Raw genomic sequence first — 20,208 nt, 5'->3', positions numbered from 1 at the left:
ACGCGATGCCTTGGCCAGCTGGATCCACTTCTACAATCACCACAGACCCCACACGGCCTGCGGGAACCTCCCACCCATCACACGGTTAACCAACATCCCCGATCAGTACAACGATGAGCGTCGTGCACACTGCTAGGGGTGGTTGCGGCGTACGGAGACGAGCATCCAGATCGACAGAGCCAGGAGCACGAAGGTGGTGATGACGGAGATCACCAGGATAAGGCAACTACCCGGTCCGATCCATGTGCCGGTGGGCGAAAGTATCCAAGTCCGGATACTACGCCTGGCGCAATCGTCCACTCTCGGCGACCGCTCACCGCAAAGAAGAGTTGGTAAAACTGATCACTTATTTCTTCGAAGAGTCCGAACAGACCTACGGCTACCGCCGGATCCACGCCGAACTGACCCAGAGCGGCGTCAAGGCCTCACCCGACACGGTCCGCAGAATCATGGCCGTCGAGGGTCTTGTCGCCTGACCAGCCCAGGAAACGAGCCAGGACGACCGTGCCGGCCCCAGACCTTCCCGACCGGCCCGACCGGCTGCGCCGAGACTTCACCGCCGCCGCGCCCGGAATGAAATGGGTGGGCGACATCACGTATGTTCCGACCTGGCAGGGATTCGCCTACCTCGCGGTGGTCATGGACTGCTTCTCGAAGAAGATCATCGGGCACACGATCGCTGGTCACATGCGCACCGAGCTCGTCACCCAAGGCCCTGGCCATGGCCGCGCGGAACTGTCCACCAACCCGTGGTGTCACGGTTTTTCACTCGGACTGAGGCTCCCAGTACACGTCGGCCGAATACACGAAATTCATGGCCGATCACGGGATTCTCCCGTCCGTGGGGCGGACCGGTAGCTGCTATGACAATGCCGCTGCCGAGTCCTTCAATGCGATCTTGAAGAAAGAACTCGTAAACCGTAAGGTCTACCCGACCCACAACCATGCGATCCGGGACGTGACAGCCTGAATCGAGTTACGCTACAATCACAAACGTCTCCACTCCGCCATCGACTGCCAGACCCCCAACCAAGTCGACGCCGAATGGAGACAATACCACAAGACAGCAGCCTAAAACCAACCATTAACCACTGTCCGAAAAACCTATATCACTCCAAGCAGCCGCATAGGGGATGCACGGCCACCGGACAAGAACGCTAAATCCCACCACCGACACCCGTCACCCCCACCACCCCAACCCAGGCCACAACCAGGGACAATCCCCAAGGGTAAGACGGCGTGCGGGAGACGGCTTCACCCATGGCACCTGCGTGGCCCGCCACCGCGGGCCGCTAGATTGGTGCCGTGGTTGACACCGTTGAGAACGCACGCACGACGCCCGACGTGGACCAGCCGTGGGCCGAGCTCGGCCTCAAGGCCGACGAGTACGCCCGCATCAGGGAGCTGCTCGGCCGGCGTCCAACCGGCGCCGAACTGGCCATGTACTCGGTGATGTGGTCCGAGCACTGCTCCTACAAGTCGAGCAAGCTGCACCTGTCCCGCTTCTCCGCCCTGCCGCAGACCACCCCGCGCGGCCCGCTGCTGGCCGGCATCGGCGACAACGCCGGCGCCGTCGACATCGGCCAGGGCTACGCGGTCACCTTCAAGGCCGAGTCCCACAACCACCCCAGCTACGTCGAGCCCTACCAGGGCGCCGCGACCGGCGTCGGCGGCATCGTCCGCGACATCATGGCCATGGGGGCCCGTCCCATCGCCGTCATGGACGCCCTGCGTTTCGGTGCACTCGACGCCCCCGACACCAAGCGCGTACTGCCCGGCGTCGTCGCCGGCGTCGGCGGCTACGGCAACTGCCTGGGCCTGCCCAACATCGGCGGCGAACTCGTCTTCGACGACTCCTACTACGGGAACCCGCTCGTCAACGCCCTGTGCGTGGGCGTCATGCGGCACGAGGACCTGGCCTTCGCGAAGGCCACCGGCGCGGGCAACAAGGTGATCCTCTTCGGCGCGTCCACCGGCGCCGACGGCATCGGCGGGGCCTCGGTGCTGGCCTCGGAGACCTTCGAGGCCGACGGGCCGCAGAAGCGGCCCAGCGTCCAGGTGGGCGACCCCTTCATGGAGAAGCTCCTCATCGAGTGCACCCTGGAGCTCTTCCACGCCGGTGTCGTCACGGCCCTGCAGGACTTCGGAGCCGCCGGCATCAGCTGCGCCACCAGCGAGCTGGCCAGCGCCGGCGACGGCGGCATGCACTGCGAACTCGACCTCGTCCCGCTGCGCGACTCCACGATGACGCCCGAGGAGATCCTCATGAGCGAGTCGCAGGAGCGCATGATGGCCGTCGTGGAACCCGACGACGTCGACCGCTTCATGCAGATCTGCGCGAAGTGGGACGTCCAGGCGACGATCATCGGCGAGGTCACCGACGGCGACCGCCTCGTCATCGACTGGCACGGGCAGACCATCGTCGACGTCGACCCGCACACGGTCGCCCACGACAGCCCCACCTACGACCGTCCGCAGGCCCGCCCCGACTGGATCGACGCCGTCAACGCCGACCACGCCAACGCCCTGCCGCGTCCGAGCTCGGGCGACGAGCTCGCCGAGACGCTGCTCGCGCTCGTCGCCAGCCCGAACCTGGCCGACAAGAGCTGGGTCACCGACCAGTACGACCGGTTCGTGCGCGGAAACTCCATCCTGGCCCAGCCCGAGGACGCCGGCATGATCCGCGTCGACGAGGACACCAACCTCGGCATCGCCCTGTCCACCGACGCCAACGGCCGCTACACCTACCTCAACCCCTACCTGGGCGCCCAGCTGGCGTTGAGCGAGAGCTACCGCAACGTGGCCGTCACCGGCGCCGAGCCCGTCGCCATCACCGACTGCCTCAACTTCGGATCGCCCGAGGACCCCGAGGTCATGTGGCAGCTCGTCGAGGCCATCAAGGGACTCGTCGACGGCTGCGCCGAACTCGGCATCCCCGTCACCGGCGGCAACGTCAGCCTCTACAACCAGACCGGCGGCAAGAACATCCTCCCGACCCCGCTCGTGGGCATGCTCGGCGTCATCGACGACGTCCGCACCCGCACCCCGATGGGTTTCGCCAACCCCGGTGACGTGATCGTCCTGCTCGGGGCGACGAAGCAGGAGCTCGGCGGCTCGGTGTGGGCCGATGTCATGCACGACCACCACCTCGGCGGGCTGCCCCCGTTCCCCGACTTCCGGGCCGAGAAGGCCCTGGCCGCGGTGTGCCGGGCGGCCGCCGGCGCCGGCATCCTCGCCAGCGCCCACGACCTGTCCGAGGGCGGCCTGGCCCAGTCCCTCGTCGACAGCTGCCTGCGCAAGGATCTCGGTGCCGCCGTGACTCTGCCCGGCGACCTCGACCCCTGCGCCGAGCTGTTCAGCGAGAGCCCGGCCCGCGCCATCGTCTCGGTCGCCCCCGGCCGGTACGACGACCTCGTCGCCCTGTGCGCCGAGCACGACCTGCCAGCCACCCGCCTCGGCGAGGTCACCGGCGACGCCGAACTGACCGTCGAGGGCCTGTTCACGCTGCCGCTGAACCGGATCCGCGACGCCTGGGCCGCAACCATCCCGACCGCGATGCAGGAGGCCTGAACCTCATGGCAGCCGACGACGCCCGCGACACCCGGATCCTCGAGGCGACCGACGCCCAGGTGCGTCCCGCCCTCGACGACCTCGCCGCGATGGTCGCGATTCCCTCCATCAGCTCCCAGCCCCAGCACGCCGGCGACGTGACGGTCATGGCCGACTACCTCGTCGCGGCCATCAGAGGACTCGGCTGGACCGACGTGCGCACGATCGAGGCCGGCGGCAAGCCCGCCGTCCTGGCCCACTGGCCGGCCCCCGAGGGCAGGCCCACCGTGTGCCTGTACTCGCACTACGACGTCCAACCCACCGGCGACCCCGGCGCATGGCACACCGACCCCTTCGTGGCCACCGAACGCGACGGCCGCCTGTACGGACGCGGCACCGCCGACGACAAGGGCGGACTGGCCATGCACCTGGCCGTGCTGCGCGCCTTCGACGGCAGACCCCCCGTCGGCGTCACCGTCCTCTTCGAGGGCGAGGAGGAGATCGGATCGCCGAGCCTCGACGACCTGCTCGCCACCCACCGGGACGAACTGGCCGCCGACGCCTACGTCATCGCCGACTGCGGCAACTGGCAGATCGGCGTGCCGGCCTTCACCACCTCGCTGCGTGGGGTGGCCGACCTGGTCATCGAGGCCAGGACCCTCGCCCAGCCCATCCACTCCGGCGAGTTCGGCGGTGTCGTCCCCGACGCCCTCACCGCGCTGTGCCGTCTGCTGGCCACCCTGCACGACGACGCCGGTGACGTGGCCGTGGCCGGTCTCGTGAGCGGCACCGCCGCCGAGCAACTCGACTACCCGGTCGACCGGCTGCGGGCCGAGACCGGTGTCCTGGACGGCGTCGAGTTCATCGGCACCGGCCCATTCGTCGACCGGCTGTGGGCCAAGCCGGCCATCAGCGTCATCGGCATGGACACCACCCCCATCGCGGCGAGCTCCAATGTGCTCATCGACGCGGCCCGGGCACGCATCAGCCTGCGCATCGCCCCCGGCGACACCCGCGAGAACGCGGTCGAGTGCCTGGCCAGGCACATCCGGGAGCACGCCCCCTGGGGCGTGCAGGTCGCCGTGTCCAACGCCGAGGCCGCCAACCCGTCGACCGTGCCCTTCGAGGGGCCCATCGCCGAACAGGCCCGCTCCGCCTACGGCGATGCCTACGGCAGCGACCCCGTCTGCGTGGGAACCGGCGGCTCCATCGGCATGATCGCCTCCTTCCAGGAGGCCTTCCCGCAGGCCACGGTGCTGTGCACCGCCGTCGCCGACCCTGACTGCCGCATGCACGGCCTCAACGAGTCGCTCGAACTGGGCGACTTCGGGCGTGCCTGCCGGGCAGAGGCCCTCTTCCTCGACCGGTTGGGTCGATGAGCCGTGGGCGATGAGTCCGGCACCCGGCCCGAGGCGGCTGCCATGAGCGCGCCCAGGTTCGAGAGCTATCCCGAACGTCTCGTCCGCGAGGCCATCGAGCGCGGAGAGTTCGACAACAACCCCTACACTGGTCGTCCCATCTACCTGGGCCGACCCGGGGCGGAGAAGCCCTGGATCATCGAACGCCTCGAACGGGAGGACCTCTCGGGCGTTCTGCCCGCCCATCTGCGCGCGCTCCGGGAGATGCGCGGAGAGCGTGTAGCCGAGCGACAGGCCAGCAGCTACAAGGAGGGTGACGATGACCGGTGAGGTGCCCGAATGGGCCGCCTGGATGAGCCCGCAGAGCTACCAGCAGTTCGTCACACTGTGCACCGGCAGCATCGCGGCCCGCGGCGTCCGGGCCGGCTACGACGGTGACGGCATCTTCAGGTACGAGGGAGGTGTCATCAGGGTCAACGGCCTGGCGCGCATGCTGCGGGAGGAGCCGACTGAACGCTGGGCGCAGGTCGTCGACTCCTTCATCGCCGAGATGCTCGTCACCCCGGAACGCCGTGCGGAGCCGATCGACCCGGCCAGTGTCTTCCTGTCCTGTACGCAGCGGGCAGCAATCCCGGAAGAGTGTCTCTCCTCCGTCATCGAGGTACTGCCCGGCATCGTCCTCGTCCCGGCGATCGACCACCCGAACCGAGTTGAGAAGATCATCGCGAACAACGAACGCACCAGACCACTGGGCGGTTCCGCCGCCATGCTCGACCTCGGCAGGCGGAACCTCGCGCGCGCCCCGTTCTTCCAGAATCACTCGGTCCTCTCCCAGAACCAGCCCGACTCGATCGTCACGCTCATCACCGCCCCAGACCCCTACGTGGCCGGCCGACTCGGCGTCCTCGACACTGTGATCCCGGACTTCGCCCGCGGCACCATCGGGATCGTCGTCGCGGTGCCCGTCCAGGAGGCCATGCTCGTACACGTCATTCGCGGCCCCGGCCTGGCCGTCGCGCTCAACGCCATGGTGCCGTTCGCCGTGTCGCACTACGAGTCGGACCCGCACCCCCTCACACCCCAACTGTTCTTCATCGGCCCCGACGGCGGCACCCAGCAGATCACCAGGACCGACCCCGACGGGATGCCCGCAGTGCTCGTCCAGGGCCCGTTCTCGGCCGCGTTGCGGGCGGCCCTGGGGTAGTGGCCGACGTGTCCGGCAGACCATCCGGGTCCGTCATTGACGAGAGGAGACGCAATGAAGACCGACGTCCAGATCGCCCAGGAGACGGTCCTGGAACCCATCGCCGCCGTCGCCCAGTCCCTGGGAATCGACGAGACCGAGTACGAGCCATACGGCAGGGACAAGGCCAAACTCTCCCTCGGCCTGCTCGACCGGCTGGCCGGGCGTCCCGACGGCAAACTCGTCCTGGTCACCGCCATCAACCCCACGCCGGCCGGCGAGGGCAAGACGACCACCAACGTCGGCCTGGCGATGGCGCTGAACAGGATCGGCCGGCGTGCCATCACCACGCTGCGTGAGCCCTCGATGGGCCCGTGCTTCGGGGTCAAGGGGGGCGCCGCGGGCGGCGGTTACGCGCAGGTGCTGCCGATGGAGGACATCAATCTGCACTTCACCGGTGACATGCATGCCATCGGCGCCGCCCACAACCTGCTCGCCGCCCTCATCGACAACTCGATCTACCAGGGCAACCCGCTGAACATCGACCCGCAGCGGGTGGAACTGCGCCGGGTCGTCGACATGAACGACAGGGCCCTGCGGGACATCGTCGTCGGGCTCGGCCGCCGCGTCGACGGCGTTCCCCGCCAGAGCGGCTATGACATCACCGTGGCCAGCGAGATCATGGCCGTCCTCTGCCTGGCCACCGGGTTCGAGGACCTCAAGGCACGCCTGGGCCGCATCATCCCGGCGTACACCTACGACCAGGAGCCGGTCACCGTCGAACAGCTCGGCGCCACGGGCGCCATGGCCCTGCTCCTCAAGGACGCCATCAAACCGAACCTGGTGCAGACCACCGAGAACACCCCGGCGATCATCCACGGCGGCCCGTTCGCCAACATCGCCCACGGCTGCAACTCGGTGCTGGCCACCCGCATGGGGCTCAAACTGGCCGACTACACGGTCACCGAGGCCGGCTTCGGGGCCGACCTGGGCGCCGAGAAGTTCTTGGACATCGTCTGCCCCAGCGCCGGGTTCGCGCCCGACGCCGTCGTGCTCGTGGCCACCATCCGCGCCCTCAAGTTCAACGGGGGCCTGGCCAAGGACGACCTGGACGCCGAGAACCTGACCGCCCTCGACGAGGGCATGGCCAACCTGGAGCAGCACCTCGACAATCTCGCCAAGTACGGGGTCCCGGTCGTCGTGGCGATCAATGCGTTCCCCGCCGACACCGCCGCCGAGACCGACCTGGTGCGTGAGCGCTGCGCCGAACTCGGCGTCCGAGCCATCACGTCCACCGTCTTCACCGAGGGCGGCGCCGGCGGCGTCGAACTGGCCGAGGCGGTCGTCGAACTGTGCGAGCGCCCCGGCGAGTTCGCCCCGATCTACGACAGCGAGTCGAGCCTGCGCGGCAAGATCGAGATGGTCGCCCGCGAGATCTACCGCGCCGACGGCGTCGACTACACGCCCGAGGCCAGACGTCAGCTCGAACGCCTGAGCGCCCAGGGCTTCGACGACCTCCCGGTGTGCATCGCCAAGACGCAGTACTCGTTCAGCGACGACGCCACGCTGCTGGGGGCCCCGCGCGGCTTCACCATCGGCCTGCGCGAACTGAGCGTGCGCGCCGGGGCGGGGTTCGTCGTCGCTCTCGCCGGGGACATCATGACGATGCCAGGACTGCCCAAGCAGCCGGCCGCCCTCGGCATGGACATCGACCAGGAGGGCCGGATCACCGGCCTGTCATGACATGAGCCGCGCCGCACCCCGCGGCTCCGGGGCGGGCACGGCGAAGCCGTTCAGCGGCTGGTCCTCGGGCTCCTCGGCCGCGCGGCGGGCGGCCCGGTAACGCGGAGCGGTGCGCATCGGCTCGGCCTCGCCGCCGAAGCAGCGCACCATCGTCACCGTGTGGTCGAAGTCGATCTCGCGGGCCGTGTCCAGCGCCACGCGCGGTTCGGCGCCCCACATCTCGGTGTGGGCGTTGCGTTCGGCGACGTCGTCCCAGGTGATCCTGGTCGTGGGGGCGCCGTGCTGGCGGGCCCGGACGCGCTCCTGGTGCATCGCCGAGTCGGAGCAGACGGTGATGAGGAACAACAGGTCGGTGCCCGTCTCGCTCGCCAGGTCCGTCCACAGCTGCCTGCTGCTCTTGGTGTAGTTCGCCGCGTCGATGATGACGTCGTGGCCGGTGACGAGGTTCTCGCGGGCAACCGACTGAGCCGCCAGGTAGGCGGCGAGCCCGGTGGCCTGGTTGCGCCACAGCCCGGCGGCGGCCAGGGCGGACTCGATCCCGGGGACGCCGATGCGCATCGCGTTCATGCGGGACGCCAGCTCCGTCGAGACGTACGTCTTCCCGGTGGCCTGGAGGCCCGACATGGCAATGAGCATGGCCCCAGTCTGCCAGGGGTCATGCGTGGAGCAGAAATGGGATCTGAAGAACTCTGCACCCCTACTTGCGAGTCCGTCACGCCACGCCGGGCCGGTTCGTGCCCCCTCAGCTGCGGAAGCTGTGCACGGGTGCGGGCAGCCGTCCGCCGCGGCTGATGAGCGGCCCGGCGTCACTGCGGTGGACCGCCATGACCGGGGCGTGACCGAGCAGCCCCCCGAAGTCGATGTCGTCGCCGACCGCCGCGCCGGGGACGGGGATGACCCGGACCGCGGTCGTCTTGTTGTTCATCATGCCGATGGCGGCCTCGTCGGCGATCATGGCGGCGATCGTCGTGGCCGGGGTGTCGCCGGGTATCGCGATCATGTCGAGCCCGACCGAGCAGATCGCGGTCATGGCCTCGAGCTTGTCGAGGCCGAGCACACCGCTGGTGACCGCGTCGATCATGCCGGCGTCCTCACTGACCGGGATGAAGGATCCGGACAGGCCGCCGACGTGCGAGCAGGCCATCAGGCCCCCCTTCTTCACGGCGTCGTTGAGCAGCGCCAGCGCAACGGTCGTGCCGTGGCCGCCGACGGTACCGACCCCCATCGTCTCGAGGATCTCAGCCACCGAGTCGCCGATGGCTGCGGTGGGGGCGAGCGAGAGGTCGACGATGCCGAATGGCACGCCCAGCCGCTCAGCGGCCATCGTGCCGACGAGCTGCCCCATCCGGGTGACCTTGAAGGCGGCCTTCTTGATCGTCTCGGCCATGCCGCCGAAACTCGCGTCCGGGACCTTGTCGAGGGCGCGTTTGACCACACCGGGGCCGGAGACGCCCACATTGATGCAAACGTCGCCCTCCTCGACCCCGTGGAAGGCGCCGGCCATGAACGGATTGTCGCCGACCGCGTTGCAGAAGACGACGAGTTTGGCGCATCCCATGCCGCCGGTGCGGTCGGCGATCTCCCGGATGAGCTCACCCATGCGGCCCACGGCGCTCATGTTGATGCCGGCCTTGGTCGAGCCGATGTTCACCGAGGAGCAGACCACGTCCGTCGTGGCCAGGGCCTGCGGCAGCGAGTCCATGAGGTGGCGGTCGGCCGCGCTGCGCGACTTCTGGGCGAGCGCGGAGAAACCGCCGAGGAAGTCGACACCGACCTCGTGCGCCGCCCTGTCGAGCGCCGCGGCGAAACAGGTGTAGTCCTCGGTGCGGCTCGCACCGGCGACCAGGGAGATGGGGGTCACCGAGATGCGCTTGTTGATGATCGGGATACCGAGTTCGGCCTCGATGCCCTCGGCGACGGGCACCAGCCGCCTGGCGCTCGAGACGATGCGTTCGTAGATCCGTTCACAGGCGGTCTGCGGGTCGGGGTCGGCGCAGTCGAGCAGGTTGATGCCCATCGTCACGGTGCGGATGTCGAGGCGGTACTCCTCGATCATCTCGATGGTCTCGAGAATCTCGTGTTCGGTGTCCATGGCTCACAGCTCGTGCATCGCTCGGAAGATGGCCTCGGACTGCAGGCGAATGACCACCTGCTGCTCGTCGCCGACGGTCTTGAGATCACTCTGCAGGGACTCGATCGGGTGGGCCTGCTCGTCGAATTCGCACTGGGCGATCATGGTGAAGTAGTCGCCCATGATCGTCTGGGAGATGTTGCACAGGTTGACGTCGAGCTCGGCCAGCCGTGTGCTGACCGCGGCCACGATGCCCGTGTGATCGAGGCCCGTCACGGTGAGGATCGCAATCATGGGCCAACCCTACCGGCGGGGTGCCGCGAGCCGGACGGCACGGCGGCCGGGGTGCCGTCGGGCCCGCCGGATCGGCCGGCGAACCCCTCCCCCGAAGAATTGTTTAGGCTAACCTAAGAAAAAGGTAATCCGCTGGGGGTGAACGGCTGCCGGACAGGTGCCCGCTGCGTCCGGCGGAATGGTTGGATTGGGCGCGTGCCGTGTGGCGCCCATGACGTTCCGACGAACAGGAGGGTTCAGACCTGATGAACATCCCGTCCATCTTCCGCAAGACCGACGACCCATTCGAACCGGGCCAGGGGCCTCGCGTGGTGATCGTCGGGGGCGGTTTCGGCGGCACCAACGCGGCCCGGACCCTCGGCAGGGCAGGGGCCCGCGTCATCATCGTCGACAAGAACCCCTACACGTCCTTCCAGCCCCTGCTCTACCAGGTGGCCACCGGGGGACTGAACCCCGGCGACGTCACCTATCGGCTGCGCTCCTTCGCCGCTCGGACCCCCAACTGCCGGTTCCGGCGCGCCAAGGTCACCGGCGTCGACTTCGAGGGCCGGCGCGTCGAGTGCGACAACGGCGGCCCGATCGACTACGACTACCTGATCTTCGCCCAGGGCGTCGGCGCCAACTACTTCGGCACCCCCGGCGCGCAGGAGCACGCCTACACCATCTACACCCGCACGGACTCGGTGAAGACACGTGACGTCATCCTGTCGAACCTGGAGGCCCTCGACACCAACCCGCAGAAGAACTTCGACGTCATCGTCGTCGGCGGCGGCCCGACCGGTGTCGAGATGGCCGGCACCCTGGCCGAGATGAAGTCAGTGGGCATCCCGGCGATCTTCCCCGATGTGGCGATCGACCGCGTCCACGTCACCCTGGTCGAGATGGCCGAGCACCTGCTCATGCCGTTCGATGCCAAACTGCGCCACTACACGCGCCGCCAGCTGCAGCGGCGCGGTGTCGACGTCCGCACCACATCGGCCATCGCCGAGATCCGGGAGGACTCGGTCCTGTTGAAGGACGGCTCCACCCTGCCGGCCGACCTGGTCATCTGGGCCGCCGGCGTCGGGGCGCACAAGGACGTCGAGAAGTGGGGCGTGGAACTCGGCCGGGGCGGCCGCATCCTCGTCGGCCCCGACCTGCGGGTCAAGGGCCAGGACCGGGTCTTCGCCATCGGCGACGGCGCCCTCATCGAGGACAACCCGCTGCCGCAGCTGGCCCAGCCGGCGATGCAGGAGGGCGTGTGGGCGGCCAAGCAGATCATCAACCTGGAGGCCGGGCGGCGTACCGAGAAGTTCTCTTACTTCGACAAGGGCACGATGGCCACCATCGGCCGCAACGCCGCCGTCGTCCAGATGGCCCGTTTCCACGGTCTGAAGATCGACTTCACCGGTTTCATCGCGTGGGTCGCCTGGGTCGGCCTGCACCTGTACTTCCTGCTCGGCGGGCGCAACCGTCTGCAGTCGATGATCAACCTCGCCGCACGCTACCTGACCTTCAGCAAGCAGGCCTCGGGCATCATCGGCGACATCGTTGATGAGCGTCCCGCCGCGAACAGCGCGGAGCGAGAGGAATCTGACTAGCTGTTATCTCACCCCGCCGGGGTAGCATGGGCCTCCCCGGGCCCGCCGGGCCCGGGGAGGGCCGCTGGAGGGGGTGCTGCCATGTCGACCGGTTCGCAGCGGGGGCCGCACGATCGGCTGCGGCCAGCCGACTACGGCTACGACGAGAATCGTTTCGGCGCGCCCTACGACCCCTCCGGGGGCTTCGACCCCGCCGCGGGACGCAGCTTCTCACAGCACTTCTCCGACGCCCGCTACGGGGGCATGCACCCCGGCCACGACGATGAGGCGGACTGGCCCACCAGCCCCGGGATCCCGGTCATCCCCGAGGCCACCAGGCCGCCGAGCGTGCGACTCACGGCCGTCATCTCCTTCTTCTTCGGCCCCTTCGGGGCGGCCCCGGCCTCCGGGGCCGCCCACCGCGCCCGCGAGGCGGGTGCCCCGTCGGGCCGTTACTGGGGGGCGTTCCTGCTCGGCTGGCTGGCCCACCTGCTCGTCCTGAGCATCGTTCTGGGCGTGATCATCGCTGGTCTGCGCGGCCAGTCCGGTGCCGCGGCGCCCGAGGCCTCTGCGGCGACGAGCGCCCCGGCGTCCTCCTCCGCCACCCCGACACCGACCCCCACCCCGACACCCACTCCGGTCGCCTTCCCCGACGGTGCCACGCAGTGCAGTGAATCGGTTGCGGTCAACTCATCGACGTCCTGTCAGTTCGCCCTGAACGTCGAGACCGCCTTCAGGGCCTCCACCGCCGCGGACGGTGTCGTCGAGGTCACGGCGACCAGCCCCGTGACGAACAGGACCTATTCGATGTCGTGCGTGGTGGCGACCGGCGCCGTCACCACGTGCACCGGCGGCAACAACGCCGTGGTCTACCTGCGGTGAGCCGCGTCATGGCCTCGACGCCGGGGTCGCGTCCCACTCGTGACCGGCCCGGCGCCGCAGACAGACCCCCACGATAGGCTGTGGGCGTGGTTCTTCGACCGGACGACACCGATCAGGTGATGACACGACACGAGGACCGGCCGCAGGATGAGTGCGGTGTCTTCGGTGTCTTCGCGCCGGGCGAGGACGTGGCCAGACTCACCTACTACGGCCTGTTCGCGTTGCAGCACCGCGGTCAGGAATCGGCGGGCATCGCGGTGTCGGACGGCTCACAGATCATGGTCTTCAAGGACATGGGTCTGGTCAGTCAGGTCTTCGACGAGGCGACCCTGAACTCCCTGACCGGGCACATGGCGGTCGGTCACACGCGCTACTCGACCACCGGCTCGAGCGTCTGGCGGAACGCCCAACCCACCTTCGCCTCGACCCCCCGTGGTTCGCTCGCCCTGGCCCACAACGGCAACCTCACCAACACCGACGAACTCGAGGACCTGCTGGCCCAGCGCCTCGGCCGGGCGGCCAAGGGCCAGGTGCCGCACAAGGAGGAGATGGACTCCAGCAACGACACGCACCTGGTCAGCGCACTGATGGCCCTGGACGACGAACCGCTCGAGGACGTCGCCAGGAACCTGCTGCCGCGCCTGGTCGGCGCCTTCAGTCTGGTCTTCATCAACGAGAACACGCTCTTCGCCGCGCGCGACCCGCAGGGGGTCCGCCCCCTCGTGCTCGGTCGGCTCGACAACGGCTGGGTCGTCGCATCAGAGACGGCCGCGATCGACATCGTGGGCGGCACCTTCGTCCGCGAGGTAGAACCCGGCGAGATGCTCCGCATCGACGAGTCCGGCCTGCACTCGACACACTTCGCGCCACCCAGGCCGAAGGGGTGCCTGTTCGAGTACGTCTATGTCGCCCGTCCCGACACGGTCATCTCGGGCCGGCGCATCCACAACGTGCGCGTCAAGATCGGCAAGATCCTTGCCGAGGAGGCGCCCGCCGACGCCGATCTGGTCATTCCCGTCCCCGAATCGGGCATCCCCGGGGCCATCGGCTTCGCCGCCGAATCGGGCATCCCCTTCGGCAACGGGCTGGTGAAGAACTCCTATGTCGGTCGCACCTTCATCCAGCCCACCCAGTCCCTGCGCAACATGGGCATCCGGCTCAAGCTGAACCCGCTGCGGGATGTCATCGAGGGGCGTCGCCTCGTCGTCGTCGACGACTCGATAGTGCGCGGCAACACGCAGCGTCAGCTCGTGCGGATGCTGCGCGAGGCCGGTGCCGCACAGGTCCATGTGCGCATCTCGTCGCCCCCGCTGGAATGGCCCTGTTTCTACGGCCTCGACTTCGCCACGCGAGCCCAGCTCATCGCCCCGGGCCTGTCGGTGGACGAGATCTGCCGCTCCATCGGCGCCGACTCCCTGGGCTATGTCAGTCTTGAGGGTCTGATCCGGGCCACGCACGTGTCCAAGGAGAACCTGTGCCGCGCCTGCTTCGACGGCGAGTACCCGATCCCGGTGCCGCACGGGGCCGCCACCGAGATGGGGCTCAACGCCGAGGAGGCCCCCGCGTCCTGCTCCAGCTACAGCAATGCCGAATTCGACCGTGGAGAAGATGAATCATGAGCCAGTCCGCCTACGCCCGCGCGGGTGTCGACATCCATGCCGGGGACGCCGCAGTCGAGCTCATGAAGGCTCACGTCGCACGCACCAGACGCCCCGAGGTCCTCGGTGACATCGGTGGCTTCGCCGGTCTCTTCGACGCCTCCGCACTGGCCTCGTACCGTCACCCGCTGCTCGCCACGAGCACCGACGGCGTCGGCACCAAGGTCGCGCTCGCCCAGGCCCTCGACATCCACAACACCATCGGCTGGGACCTGGTGGGCATGCTCGTCGATGATCTCGTCGTCTGCGGGGCGGAACCCCTGTTCCTCACCGACTACATCGCCTGCGGTCACGTCGTGCCCGAGCGCATCGCGGCCATCGTCGAGGGCATCGCCGACGCCTGCGTCGCGGCCGGTTGCGCGCTGGTCGGCGGGGAGACGGCCGAGCACCCAGGCCTCATGGGCGCCGACGAGTACGACATGGCCGGCGCCACGACGGGCGTCGTCGAGGCCGACGAGCTGCTCGGGCCCGCGCGGGTGCGCGCCGGCGACGTCGCCCTGGCCATGGCCAGCTCCGGCCTGCACTCCAACGGCTACTCGCTGGTGCGTCGCGTCCTGCTCGAGGACGCCGGGCTGCCACTCGACCGGCACATCCCCGAGTTCGGGCGCAGCCTGGGGCTGGAACTGCTGGAACCCACCCACGTCTACGCCGGCGAGATCATGGCGCTCCTCAAGACCGTCACGGTGCACGCGATGAGTCACATCACAGGCGGCGGCCTGGCGAACAACCTCGTCCGCGTCGTGCCCGACGGTATTCGGGTCACCATCGACCGGGCCAGCTGGCGGCCCGGGCCCGTCTTCGACCTGGTTCAGTCCACCGGCGGGGTCAGTCGGGACGACATCGAGGAGACCCTCAACATGGGTGTCGGCATGGTCGCCCTGCTGCCTGCCGACCAGGTGGATGAGGCCCAGCGCGTGCTGGACGGGTTCGGCCTGAAGAACTGGGTCTGCGGTCGTGCCGAGTCCAACGAGGGGGCGGCGAGCGTCGAGTTGACCGGCGAACACCCGGGGTCCTGAACCGCATTGCTTGTCACGCCGGTGCAAGACCAATTGGTGACGGCCCGATCTATTGGGTAGCCTAGGGCTCACGAGAGTTGTTCATCATGCCGCGGCAACGCCGCGAGGGACCAAGCGAGGAGGTCGACCCACATGGGGCGCGGCCGGCAAAAGGCGAAGCAGACCAAGGTTGCCAGGGACCTGAAGTACCGTTCGGTCGAGACTGACTTCGCTTCGTTGGAGCGGGAGCTCCGGAGCAAGCAGCATCACGACGATGAGCCCAGCCACGACGGGATTCCCGACAACTATGCCGATCTCGCGGCGAAGTACGAACAGGACATCGAGTCCGACTAGGGCTGTCTGAGCCCTGATGAGTGGGTGGGTCCGGGACCCGCTGCTGGCGGGTTACCAAGCGCGCAGCTGGTCCATCCCCGGCGCGCAACTCGCCGAGGGTGAACCGGAGGTGGCACTCACCGCCACTCTCGTCCGAAGGGGCGCGCCCCGCCATGACCGGGCCGTCCTCTACCTGCACGGCTGGAACGACTACTTCTTCCAGACCCACCTCGCCGACTGGTTCGATGCCCAGGGCTTCGACTTCTACGCGGTGGAGTTGCGGCGTTACGGGCGGAATCTGGTCCCGGGACTGTACGCGGGGTATGTCACCGATCTGGCCCACTACGAATCCGAGCTGGATCAGGCCGTCGCGCTCATCCACGACGACCACCCAGGTGTCCCCATCACCTTCATGGGGCACTCCACGGGCGGACTCACCGGAGTCCTGTGGGCCTCCCGGCGTCCCGGGCTGCTCGCGGGCGTCATCCTGAACTCCCCATGGCTCGACATGCAGGGATCACCCGCCCTGTGGCGGATGCTCTCGCCGGTCGCCGCAGCCATCTCCGTCGTGAGTCCGCTGGCCGAACTCGGCTCCGGCGTCGACACCGGCTTCTACCGCCGCTCCCTGCGCGCCGATGAGGACGGCGAATGGGACTGGGACCTCGACCTCAAGTCGCATCCCGCCTTCATCCACCGCTGGGGCTGGGGCAGGGCCGTGCTCGCCGGCCACGCCCGGGTCGCGTCCGGCCTCCACATCGACACGCCCGTGCTGGTCATGACGAGCGACCGGAGCGACTTCTCGCGCACCTGGGACGAGAGCATGCACGAGGCCGATCTCGTGCTCGACGTCGACCGCATCGCGGCCGCCGCGCCGCACCTGGGCCCGCTGGTGACGATCCGTCGTGTCACCGGGGGAGTCCATGACCTCATGCTCTCCCGCGAGCCCGTGCGCCGGCAGATCTTCGACGAGATGGCCCGCTGGATCGACGCCTACGTGCGCCCAGACGGCCTCATCGGGCGGTATCACGAGAACCTGCGTCACGATGGGGCGGGGGCTGTTCGTCAACAGGCCCCTGACGCCGAACGGGGAGGATCCGAGGGCGCCCGCCCTGTCGCCGCGAGGACACGCCGGGGCGTGAGACCGAGTGGCGATGCGCCCGGGGCCGGTGGCGCAGACACCCCGGGCGACGGCGAGGACGACGTGGCGCGGGGCGACCAGAGAGGGTGGTGGCCTCAGCGCAGAGGACGCCGTGGCTCATGGTTCAAGTGGTCCAGGCCCGGCCAGGCGGGGGACGGGCCGGACGATCCGGACCTCGAGCGCCCGGGCCACGGAAAAAACCGCAGCTGAGCGGCTGCGGTTCGTGGCGGGGTGGCCAGGGGCGGGGTCGAACCGCCGACCTTACACTTTTCAGGCGTACGCTACTACCAACTGAGCTACCTGGCCTAGATCAGGATGAGCGACCCTGATGGGACTTGAACCCACGACCTCCGCCGTGACAGGGCGGCGCGCTAACCAACTGCGCTACAGGGCCTTGATTCACTTGTACCGCCCGCGCGAGCGGGCTCCACAACAATAGCGTGCCTGTCCGCAAAAGCCAAAACCGCGCGGGTGGGTTGCCGGATCGGCCCTCCAGTCGTATCTTTGATTCTCATTCTCAAATAGTATCTCCGGGGGAGTCTTTGCGGGGGATGTGGATTCCCCTTATGGTAAGGCTAGGCTCACCGAATAACAGGAGGTTGCCGTGAGCGGCGATGCCACAAATCAGGACACCATCCACCAGTCAACACGCAAGGGGCTGGCCAACAGCGTCCTGGGGACGCGCAATCTCATGATCACCGCGGCGCTCGCCGTGGTGGGCTCGATCATCGTCGTGGCGCTCAGTTACATCAGCGCCACCATGCTCCTCACACCCAGGGGCCTGTTCATCGCCTGCTCGTTCATGGGGGCCTGGCTCATCCCCTATCTGCTGCCGGCGGTCGTCGTCCGCAAACCGGGCGCCGCAATCATCGCCGGGCTCATCATGGGCATCATCGCGGCCTTCACCACTCCCTCGGGTCCGGCGACGATCATCGGCAACGTGCTGGGGGCGGCCTTCGTCGAGCTGCCGCTGGCGGTCCTGCTCTACCGCGTATGGACATGGTGGTCGTTCGCCATCTCGGGGTGCGTCTTCGGATGCATCAACGGCCTGCTGTACCTGGGAATGGTGCAGTTCACCACCTCCACCGGGGTGTCCGTGGGGATCGTAGGGGTCTCCATCGTCTCCTGCCTGGCCGGTGTGGCGGTCTGCCTGTTCATCGGTTCCCTGCTCGCCAGGGCCGGGGTCGGCTCCGCCCGACGCCGATGACCGCCCTGCTGACCATCCGGGGGCTCGGCGTCCGTTACCCCGGGACCGAACGCTGGGTGCTCGACGCGGCTGCTCTCGACCAGTACGCGGGCCGGGTCACCGCCGTCATCGGCCCCTCGGGCTGCGGCAAGACCTCGCTCGTGAGGACGGCCTGCGGGCTCATCCCGCACTGCATCCCGGCCGACTACCGGGGCAGCGTCGTCCTCGACGGCGCCGAGATGGCCGACGCCGAGGTGATGCAGATAGCCACCCGCATCGGCTTCGTCGGTCAGAACCCCGACGCGGCGATCGTCGCCCGCAGCCTCCACGACGAGGTCTGCTTCCCCCTGCAGAACCTGTGCCTGCCTCCCGAGGAGGTCGAGGCGCGTGCCGCGGAGGCGCTGGGCATGGTCGGCCTGGGAGACCGGCCGTGGGACGATCCCTGGGTGCTCTCGGGCGGGCAGCGCCAGCGGCTCGCCCTGGCGGTGGCACTGGCCATGAAACCGGCCCTGCTCGTGCTGGACGAGCCGACCTCGACCATCGACCCCGACGGGCGCGAGGACTTCTACCGGCTGCTGCCGCCGCTCATCGAGCAGGGCATGGGCGTCCTGGTCATCGACCACGATCTCGACCCCATCCTGCCAGCGGTCGACCGGGTCATCGCCCTCGACGAGGACGGCCGCACGATCGCCGCCGGCAGCCCCGACGAGGTCTATGGTTCGCACCGGGCGGAACTCGACGCCGCCGGGATCTGGCTGCCCAGGGCACTGCGGCCGACGGTCGCCGACCCGCCGACGCTGACCGAGCTGTGTCGCCGTGACGCGGTGCGCTACCTCGCCAAGACCGACGGTCGGTGGCATGACATCGATGGACTCGCCACCGTCGAGCCCGGGGAGGCCGCACGATGCGAGCTGACCGACTTCGGTGTCCCCGGCCGCTCGCCGGCCGTCTCGGCGCGGCTCGGCGGGGGAGAGCTCATCGCCCTGATCGGCGAGAACGGTGCGGGCAAGACATCGTTGCTCGGCGCCTTGGCCGGGGTCGTCAGGGGTTCTGTCGGCACGGCGACGATCGACGGTACCCCGGTGAGGACCGGGGATCCCCGCGTGGGCTACGTCTTCCAGAACCCGGAGCATCAGTTCGTCACCTCGAGCGTCGAGGCCGAGCTGGCCTTCGACGGCCTCCAGACGGCCCAGGTCGACCGGCTGCTGGACCAGTTCCACCTGACCGAGTTCAGAACCCAGCACCCGCTCACCCTCTCCGGCGGGCAGTCTCGTCGCCTCTCGGTGGCGACGATGGTCGGTGCCGGGAAGAGGCTCATCGCCCTGGACGAGCCGACCTACGGCCAGGACTGGGCCAACACCCGCGAGCTCATGGACTTCATCCATGAGCTGCGCGCCGAGGGGGCGAGCGTGCTCATGGCCACTCATGACCTCGAACTGGCGGCCGAGCACGCCACGCACATCATCGCCCTGCCGTTGGGGGCGGAGCGGGACAGACCACCGGCGCCCCCACCACAGCCCAACAGATCACTGCTCGGCTCGCTCAACCCGTTCACCATGCTCGCAGCGATCCTGTTGCCGGCGGCCTTCGTCATCGCCCACCGTGACGTGACGGCGAACCTCATCATCATGGCCCTCGCCTCACTCGCCATCGCCGGCTCGCGCAGCAGCCTGCGGCGCATCGCCGGCTCCATCACCGCCGTCTGGTTGATCGCAGCGATCCTGACCTGGGCGGTCTCCACGGCCATCAATCCCGATGTCTACACCGGGATACGCGACATCGGCGGTCCCGGCCAGGCCGGAACGACGATCGGGGCGCTCCTGGCGCTCGTCCTCGTCTCGGGCATCGCCACCGACCCCGAGGCGATCCTGCGGGCGGCGACCGCTCGCCTGCACCTTCCGTACCGCCTGGCCTCGGCCGGGACCGCCGCGCTGGCCTTCCTGACCAGGTTCCGGGTCGACTTCCGCCTGCTGAGAACCGCTCGGGCGCTGCGCGGGGTCGGTCGCCGCTGGGGGCCGCTCGGCCCGGCCATCCGGTGGGCGGGCTCGATCGTCCCGCTGCTCATCATCGCCGTGCAGCACGGGGAGCGGGTCGCGCTGTCGATGGACTCGCGGGCCTTCGGCGCGTTCGACCACCGCACGGAGCTGGTCCGCGATCCGTGGCGGGTGCGCGACACGGCGGTCATTCTCGTCGTCTGGGCGGCGACGATCGTCGCCTGGGTGCTCTGGTGACCGAATCCGCCGGCCCCTCCCATGCCGT

At 68.8% G+C, this 20,208-nt stretch carries 20 protein-coding genes and 2 tRNA genes; 17 read left to right on the top strand and 5 right to left on the bottom strand.

Translation table 11 applies throughout. The annotated features are described in order from the left end of the window. From PROPJV5_RS08950 to PROPJV5_RS08910, 9 genes are all read left to right on the top strand, one after another. On the top strand, positions 1 to 136 hold a 136-nt coding region (locus PROPJV5_RS08950), incomplete at its 5' end, for an integrase core domain-containing protein (RefSeq protein WP_147385413.1). A gap of 193 nt (positions 137 to 329) precedes the next feature. Next, a complete protein-coding gene (locus PROPJV5_RS12560) occupies positions 330 to 476 on the top strand; it encodes an IS3 family transposase (RefSeq protein ID WP_182858658.1) in 147 nt (48 codons plus the stop codon). Between the two features lie 97 nt (positions 477 to 573). Then, entirely contained in the window at positions 574 to 858 is a 285-nt protein-coding gene (locus tag PROPJV5_RS13165; protein WP_420812727.1) for a DDE-type integrase/transposase/recombinase, read from the top strand. Next, the gene (locus tag PROPJV5_RS13160; protein ID WP_119716001.1) at positions 815 to 970 is read left to right on the top strand and encodes an integrase core domain-containing protein; all 156 of its coding nucleotides are present in this window, start codon (positions 815 to 817) and stop codon (positions 968 to 970) included. The genes PROPJV5_RS13165 and PROPJV5_RS13160 overlap by 44 nt, the downstream gene beginning before the upstream one ends. Before the next feature lie 335 nt (positions 971 to 1,305). Next, complete coding sequence (gene purL / locus PROPJV5_RS08930; protein ID WP_119716000.1) at positions 1,306 to 3,570, top strand: phosphoribosylformylglycinamidine synthase subunit PurL; 2,265 nt, start codon at positions 1,306 to 1,308, stop codon at positions 3,568 to 3,570. 5 nt (positions 3,571 to 3,575) lie between these two features. Next, positions 3,576 to 4,928: a dipeptidase gene (locus PROPJV5_RS08925; protein WP_119715999.1), complete on the top strand. Its 1,353-nt coding sequence runs from the start codon at positions 3,576 to 3,578 to the stop codon at positions 4,926 to 4,928. A gap of 42 nt (positions 4,929 to 4,970) precedes the next feature. Next, a complete protein-coding gene (locus PROPJV5_RS08920; protein ID WP_147385412.1) occupies positions 4,971 to 5,237 on the top strand; it encodes a DnaJ family domain-containing protein in 267 nt (88 codons plus the stop codon). After that, on the top strand, positions 5,227 to 6,111 hold the full coding sequence (locus PROPJV5_RS08915; RefSeq protein ID WP_119715997.1) for a hypothetical protein: 885 nt from the start codon (positions 5,227 to 5,229) through the stop codon (positions 6,109 to 6,111). The genes PROPJV5_RS08920 and PROPJV5_RS08915 overlap by 11 nt, the downstream gene beginning before the upstream one ends. Positions 6,112 to 6,165: 54 nt before the next feature. After that, the gene (locus PROPJV5_RS08910) at positions 6,166 to 7,833 is read left to right on the top strand and encodes a formate--tetrahydrofolate ligase (protein ID WP_119715996.1); all 1,668 of its coding nucleotides are present in this window, start codon (positions 6,166 to 6,168) and stop codon (positions 7,831 to 7,833) included. On the opposite strand, the gene PROPJV5_RS08905 is transcribed toward PROPJV5_RS08910, so the two are convergent. The 3 genes from PROPJV5_RS08905 to PROPJV5_RS08895 form a co-directional block, all read right to left on the bottom strand. Next, a complete protein-coding gene (locus PROPJV5_RS08905; protein ID WP_119715995.1) occupies positions 7,828 to 8,469 on the bottom strand; it encodes a P-loop nucleotide/nucleoside kinase family protein in 642 nt (213 codons plus the stop codon). The two genes, PROPJV5_RS08910 and PROPJV5_RS08905, sit on opposite strands and share 6 nt — an antisense overlap. Before the next feature lie 106 nt (positions 8,470 to 8,575). Next, complete coding sequence (locus PROPJV5_RS08900; RefSeq protein ID WP_119715994.1) at positions 8,576 to 9,925, bottom strand: PFL family protein; 1,350 nt, start codon at positions 9,923 to 9,925, stop codon at positions 8,576 to 8,578. 3 nt (positions 9,926 to 9,928) lie between these two features. Further along, positions 9,929 to 10,198: an ACT domain-containing protein gene (locus PROPJV5_RS08895; RefSeq protein ID WP_119715993.1), complete on the bottom strand. Its 270-nt coding sequence runs from the start codon at positions 10,196 to 10,198 to the stop codon at positions 9,929 to 9,931. A gap of 245 nt (positions 10,199 to 10,443) precedes the next feature. Between PROPJV5_RS08895 and PROPJV5_RS08890 the strand changes: the two genes are divergently transcribed. The 6 genes from PROPJV5_RS08890 to PROPJV5_RS08865 all read left to right on the top strand — a co-directional run bounded on the left by PROPJV5_RS08890 (position 10,444) and on the right by PROPJV5_RS08865 (position 16,973). Next, a complete protein-coding gene (locus PROPJV5_RS08890) occupies positions 10,444 to 11,778 on the top strand; it encodes an NAD(P)/FAD-dependent oxidoreductase (protein WP_119715992.1) in 1,335 nt (444 codons plus the stop codon). Between the two features lie 81 nt (positions 11,779 to 11,859). Next, positions 11,860 to 12,639, top strand: coding sequence for a hypothetical protein (locus PROPJV5_RS08885; RefSeq protein WP_119715991.1), 780 nt, complete (start codon positions 11,860 to 11,862; stop codon positions 12,637 to 12,639). Positions 12,640 to 12,758: 119 nt separating this feature from the next. Beyond that, on the top strand, positions 12,759 to 14,258 hold the full coding sequence (gene purF / locus PROPJV5_RS08880; RefSeq protein WP_119716014.1) for an amidophosphoribosyltransferase: 1,500 nt from the start codon (positions 12,759 to 12,761) through the stop codon (positions 14,256 to 14,258). After that, on the top strand, positions 14,255 to 15,313 hold the full coding sequence (purM, locus tag PROPJV5_RS08875) for a phosphoribosylformylglycinamidine cyclo-ligase (RefSeq protein ID WP_420812723.1): 1,059 nt from the start codon (positions 14,255 to 14,257) through the stop codon (positions 15,311 to 15,313). Before purF ends, purM begins: the two co-directional genes overlap by 4 nt. A gap of 132 nt (positions 15,314 to 15,445) precedes the next feature. Beyond that, positions 15,446 to 15,646 carry a DUF3073 domain-containing protein gene (locus PROPJV5_RS08870; protein ID WP_119715989.1) on the top strand — a complete coding sequence of 67 codons (201 nt, stop codon included), beginning with the start codon at positions 15,446 to 15,448 and terminating at the stop codon, positions 15,644 to 15,646. A 16-nt stretch (positions 15,647 to 15,662) separates the two neighbouring features. Continuing rightward, a complete protein-coding gene (locus tag PROPJV5_RS08865) occupies positions 15,663 to 16,973 on the top strand; it encodes an alpha/beta hydrolase (protein WP_119715988.1) in 1,311 nt (436 codons plus the stop codon). A gap of 22 nt (positions 16,974 to 16,995) precedes the next feature. On the opposite strand, the gene PROPJV5_RS08860 is transcribed toward PROPJV5_RS08865, so the two are convergent. Both PROPJV5_RS08860 and PROPJV5_RS08855 read right to left on the bottom strand, forming a co-directional pair. Then, a tRNA-Phe gene (locus PROPJV5_RS08860) sits at positions 16,996 to 17,069 on the bottom strand. 14 nt (positions 17,070 to 17,083) lie between these two features. After that, a tRNA-Asp gene (locus PROPJV5_RS08855) sits at positions 17,084 to 17,157 on the bottom strand. A 210-nt stretch (positions 17,158 to 17,367) separates the two neighbouring features. Between PROPJV5_RS08855 and PROPJV5_RS08850 the strand changes: the two genes are divergently transcribed. Then, the gene (locus tag PROPJV5_RS08850; protein ID WP_239018445.1) at positions 17,368 to 17,970 is read left to right on the top strand and encodes an ECF transporter S component; all 603 of its coding nucleotides are present in this window, start codon (positions 17,368 to 17,370) and stop codon (positions 17,968 to 17,970) included. Then, complete coding sequence (locus PROPJV5_RS08845) at positions 17,967 to 20,180, top strand: ATP-binding cassette domain-containing protein (protein ID WP_119715987.1); 2,214 nt, start codon at positions 17,967 to 17,969, stop codon at positions 20,178 to 20,180. Before PROPJV5_RS08850 ends, PROPJV5_RS08845 begins: the two co-directional genes overlap by 4 nt. Positions 20,181 to 20,208 lie beyond the last annotated feature (28 nt).

It is taken from the genome of Propionibacterium ruminifibrarum (assembly GCF_900289195.1).
GTDB lineage: Bacteria > Actinomycetota > Actinomycetes > Propionibacteriales > Propionibacteriaceae > Propionibacterium > Propionibacterium ruminifibrarum.
This window is presented reverse-complemented; position numbering and strand designations above follow the sequence as displayed.

What these genes read in the sequence shown, in the direction of transcription:
- PROPJV5_RS08870 (WP_119715989.1), top strand. Translation starts at nt 15,446, where the DNA reads ATGGGGCGCGGCCGGCAAAAGGCGAAGCAGACCAAGGTTGCCAGGGAC.
- purM (WP_420812723.1), top strand. Translation starts at nt 14,255, where the DNA reads ATGAGCCAGTCCGCCTACGCCCGCGCGGGTGTCGACATCCATGCCGGG.
- purF (WP_119716014.1), top strand. Translation starts at nt 12,759, where the DNA reads ATGACACGACACGAGGACCGGCCGCAGGATGAGTGCGGTGTCTTCGGT.
- PROPJV5_RS08920 (WP_147385412.1), top strand. Translation starts at nt 4,971, where the DNA reads ATGAGCGCGCCCAGGTTCGAGAGCTATCCCGAACGTCTCGTCCGCGAG.
- PROPJV5_RS08865 (WP_119715988.1), top strand. Translation starts at nt 15,663, where the DNA reads ATGAGTGGGTGGGTCCGGGACCCGCTGCTGGCGGGTTACCAAGCGCGC.
- PROPJV5_RS13160 (WP_119716001.1), top strand. Translation starts at nt 815, where the DNA reads ATGGCCGATCACGGGATTCTCCCGTCCGTGGGGCGGACCGGTAGCTGC.
- PROPJV5_RS08905 (WP_119715995.1), bottom strand. Translation starts at nt 8,469, where the DNA reads ATGCTCATTGCCATGTCGGGCCTCCAGGCCACCGGGAAGACGTACGTC.
- PROPJV5_RS08925 (WP_119715999.1), top strand. Translation starts at nt 3,576, where the DNA reads ATGGCAGCCGACGACGCCCGCGACACCCGGATCCTCGAGGCGACCGAC.
- PROPJV5_RS08885 (WP_119715991.1), top strand. Translation starts at nt 11,860, where the DNA reads ATGTCGACCGGTTCGCAGCGGGGGCCGCACGATCGGCTGCGGCCAGCC.
- PROPJV5_RS08900 (WP_119715994.1), bottom strand. Translation starts at nt 9,925, where the DNA reads ATGGACACCGAACACGAGATTCTCGAGACCATCGAGATGATCGAGGAG.
- PROPJV5_RS08895 (WP_119715993.1), bottom strand. Translation starts at nt 10,198, where the DNA reads ATGATTGCGATCCTCACCGTGACGGGCCTCGATCACACGGGCATCGTG.
- PROPJV5_RS08890 (WP_119715992.1), top strand. Translation starts at nt 10,444, where the DNA reads ATGAACATCCCGTCCATCTTCCGCAAGACCGACGACCCATTCGAACCG.
- PROPJV5_RS08915 (WP_119715997.1), top strand. Translation starts at nt 5,227, where the DNA reads ATGACCGGTGAGGTGCCCGAATGGGCCGCCTGGATGAGCCCGCAGAGC.
- PROPJV5_RS08845 (WP_119715987.1), top strand. Translation starts at nt 17,967, where the DNA reads ATGACCGCCCTGCTGACCATCCGGGGGCTCGGCGTCCGTTACCCCGGG.
- PROPJV5_RS13165 (WP_420812727.1), top strand. Translation starts at nt 574, where the DNA reads ATGAAATGGGTGGGCGACATCACGTATGTTCCGACCTGGCAGGGATTC.
- PROPJV5_RS08910 (WP_119715996.1), top strand. Translation starts at nt 6,166, where the DNA reads ATGAAGACCGACGTCCAGATCGCCCAGGAGACGGTCCTGGAACCCATC.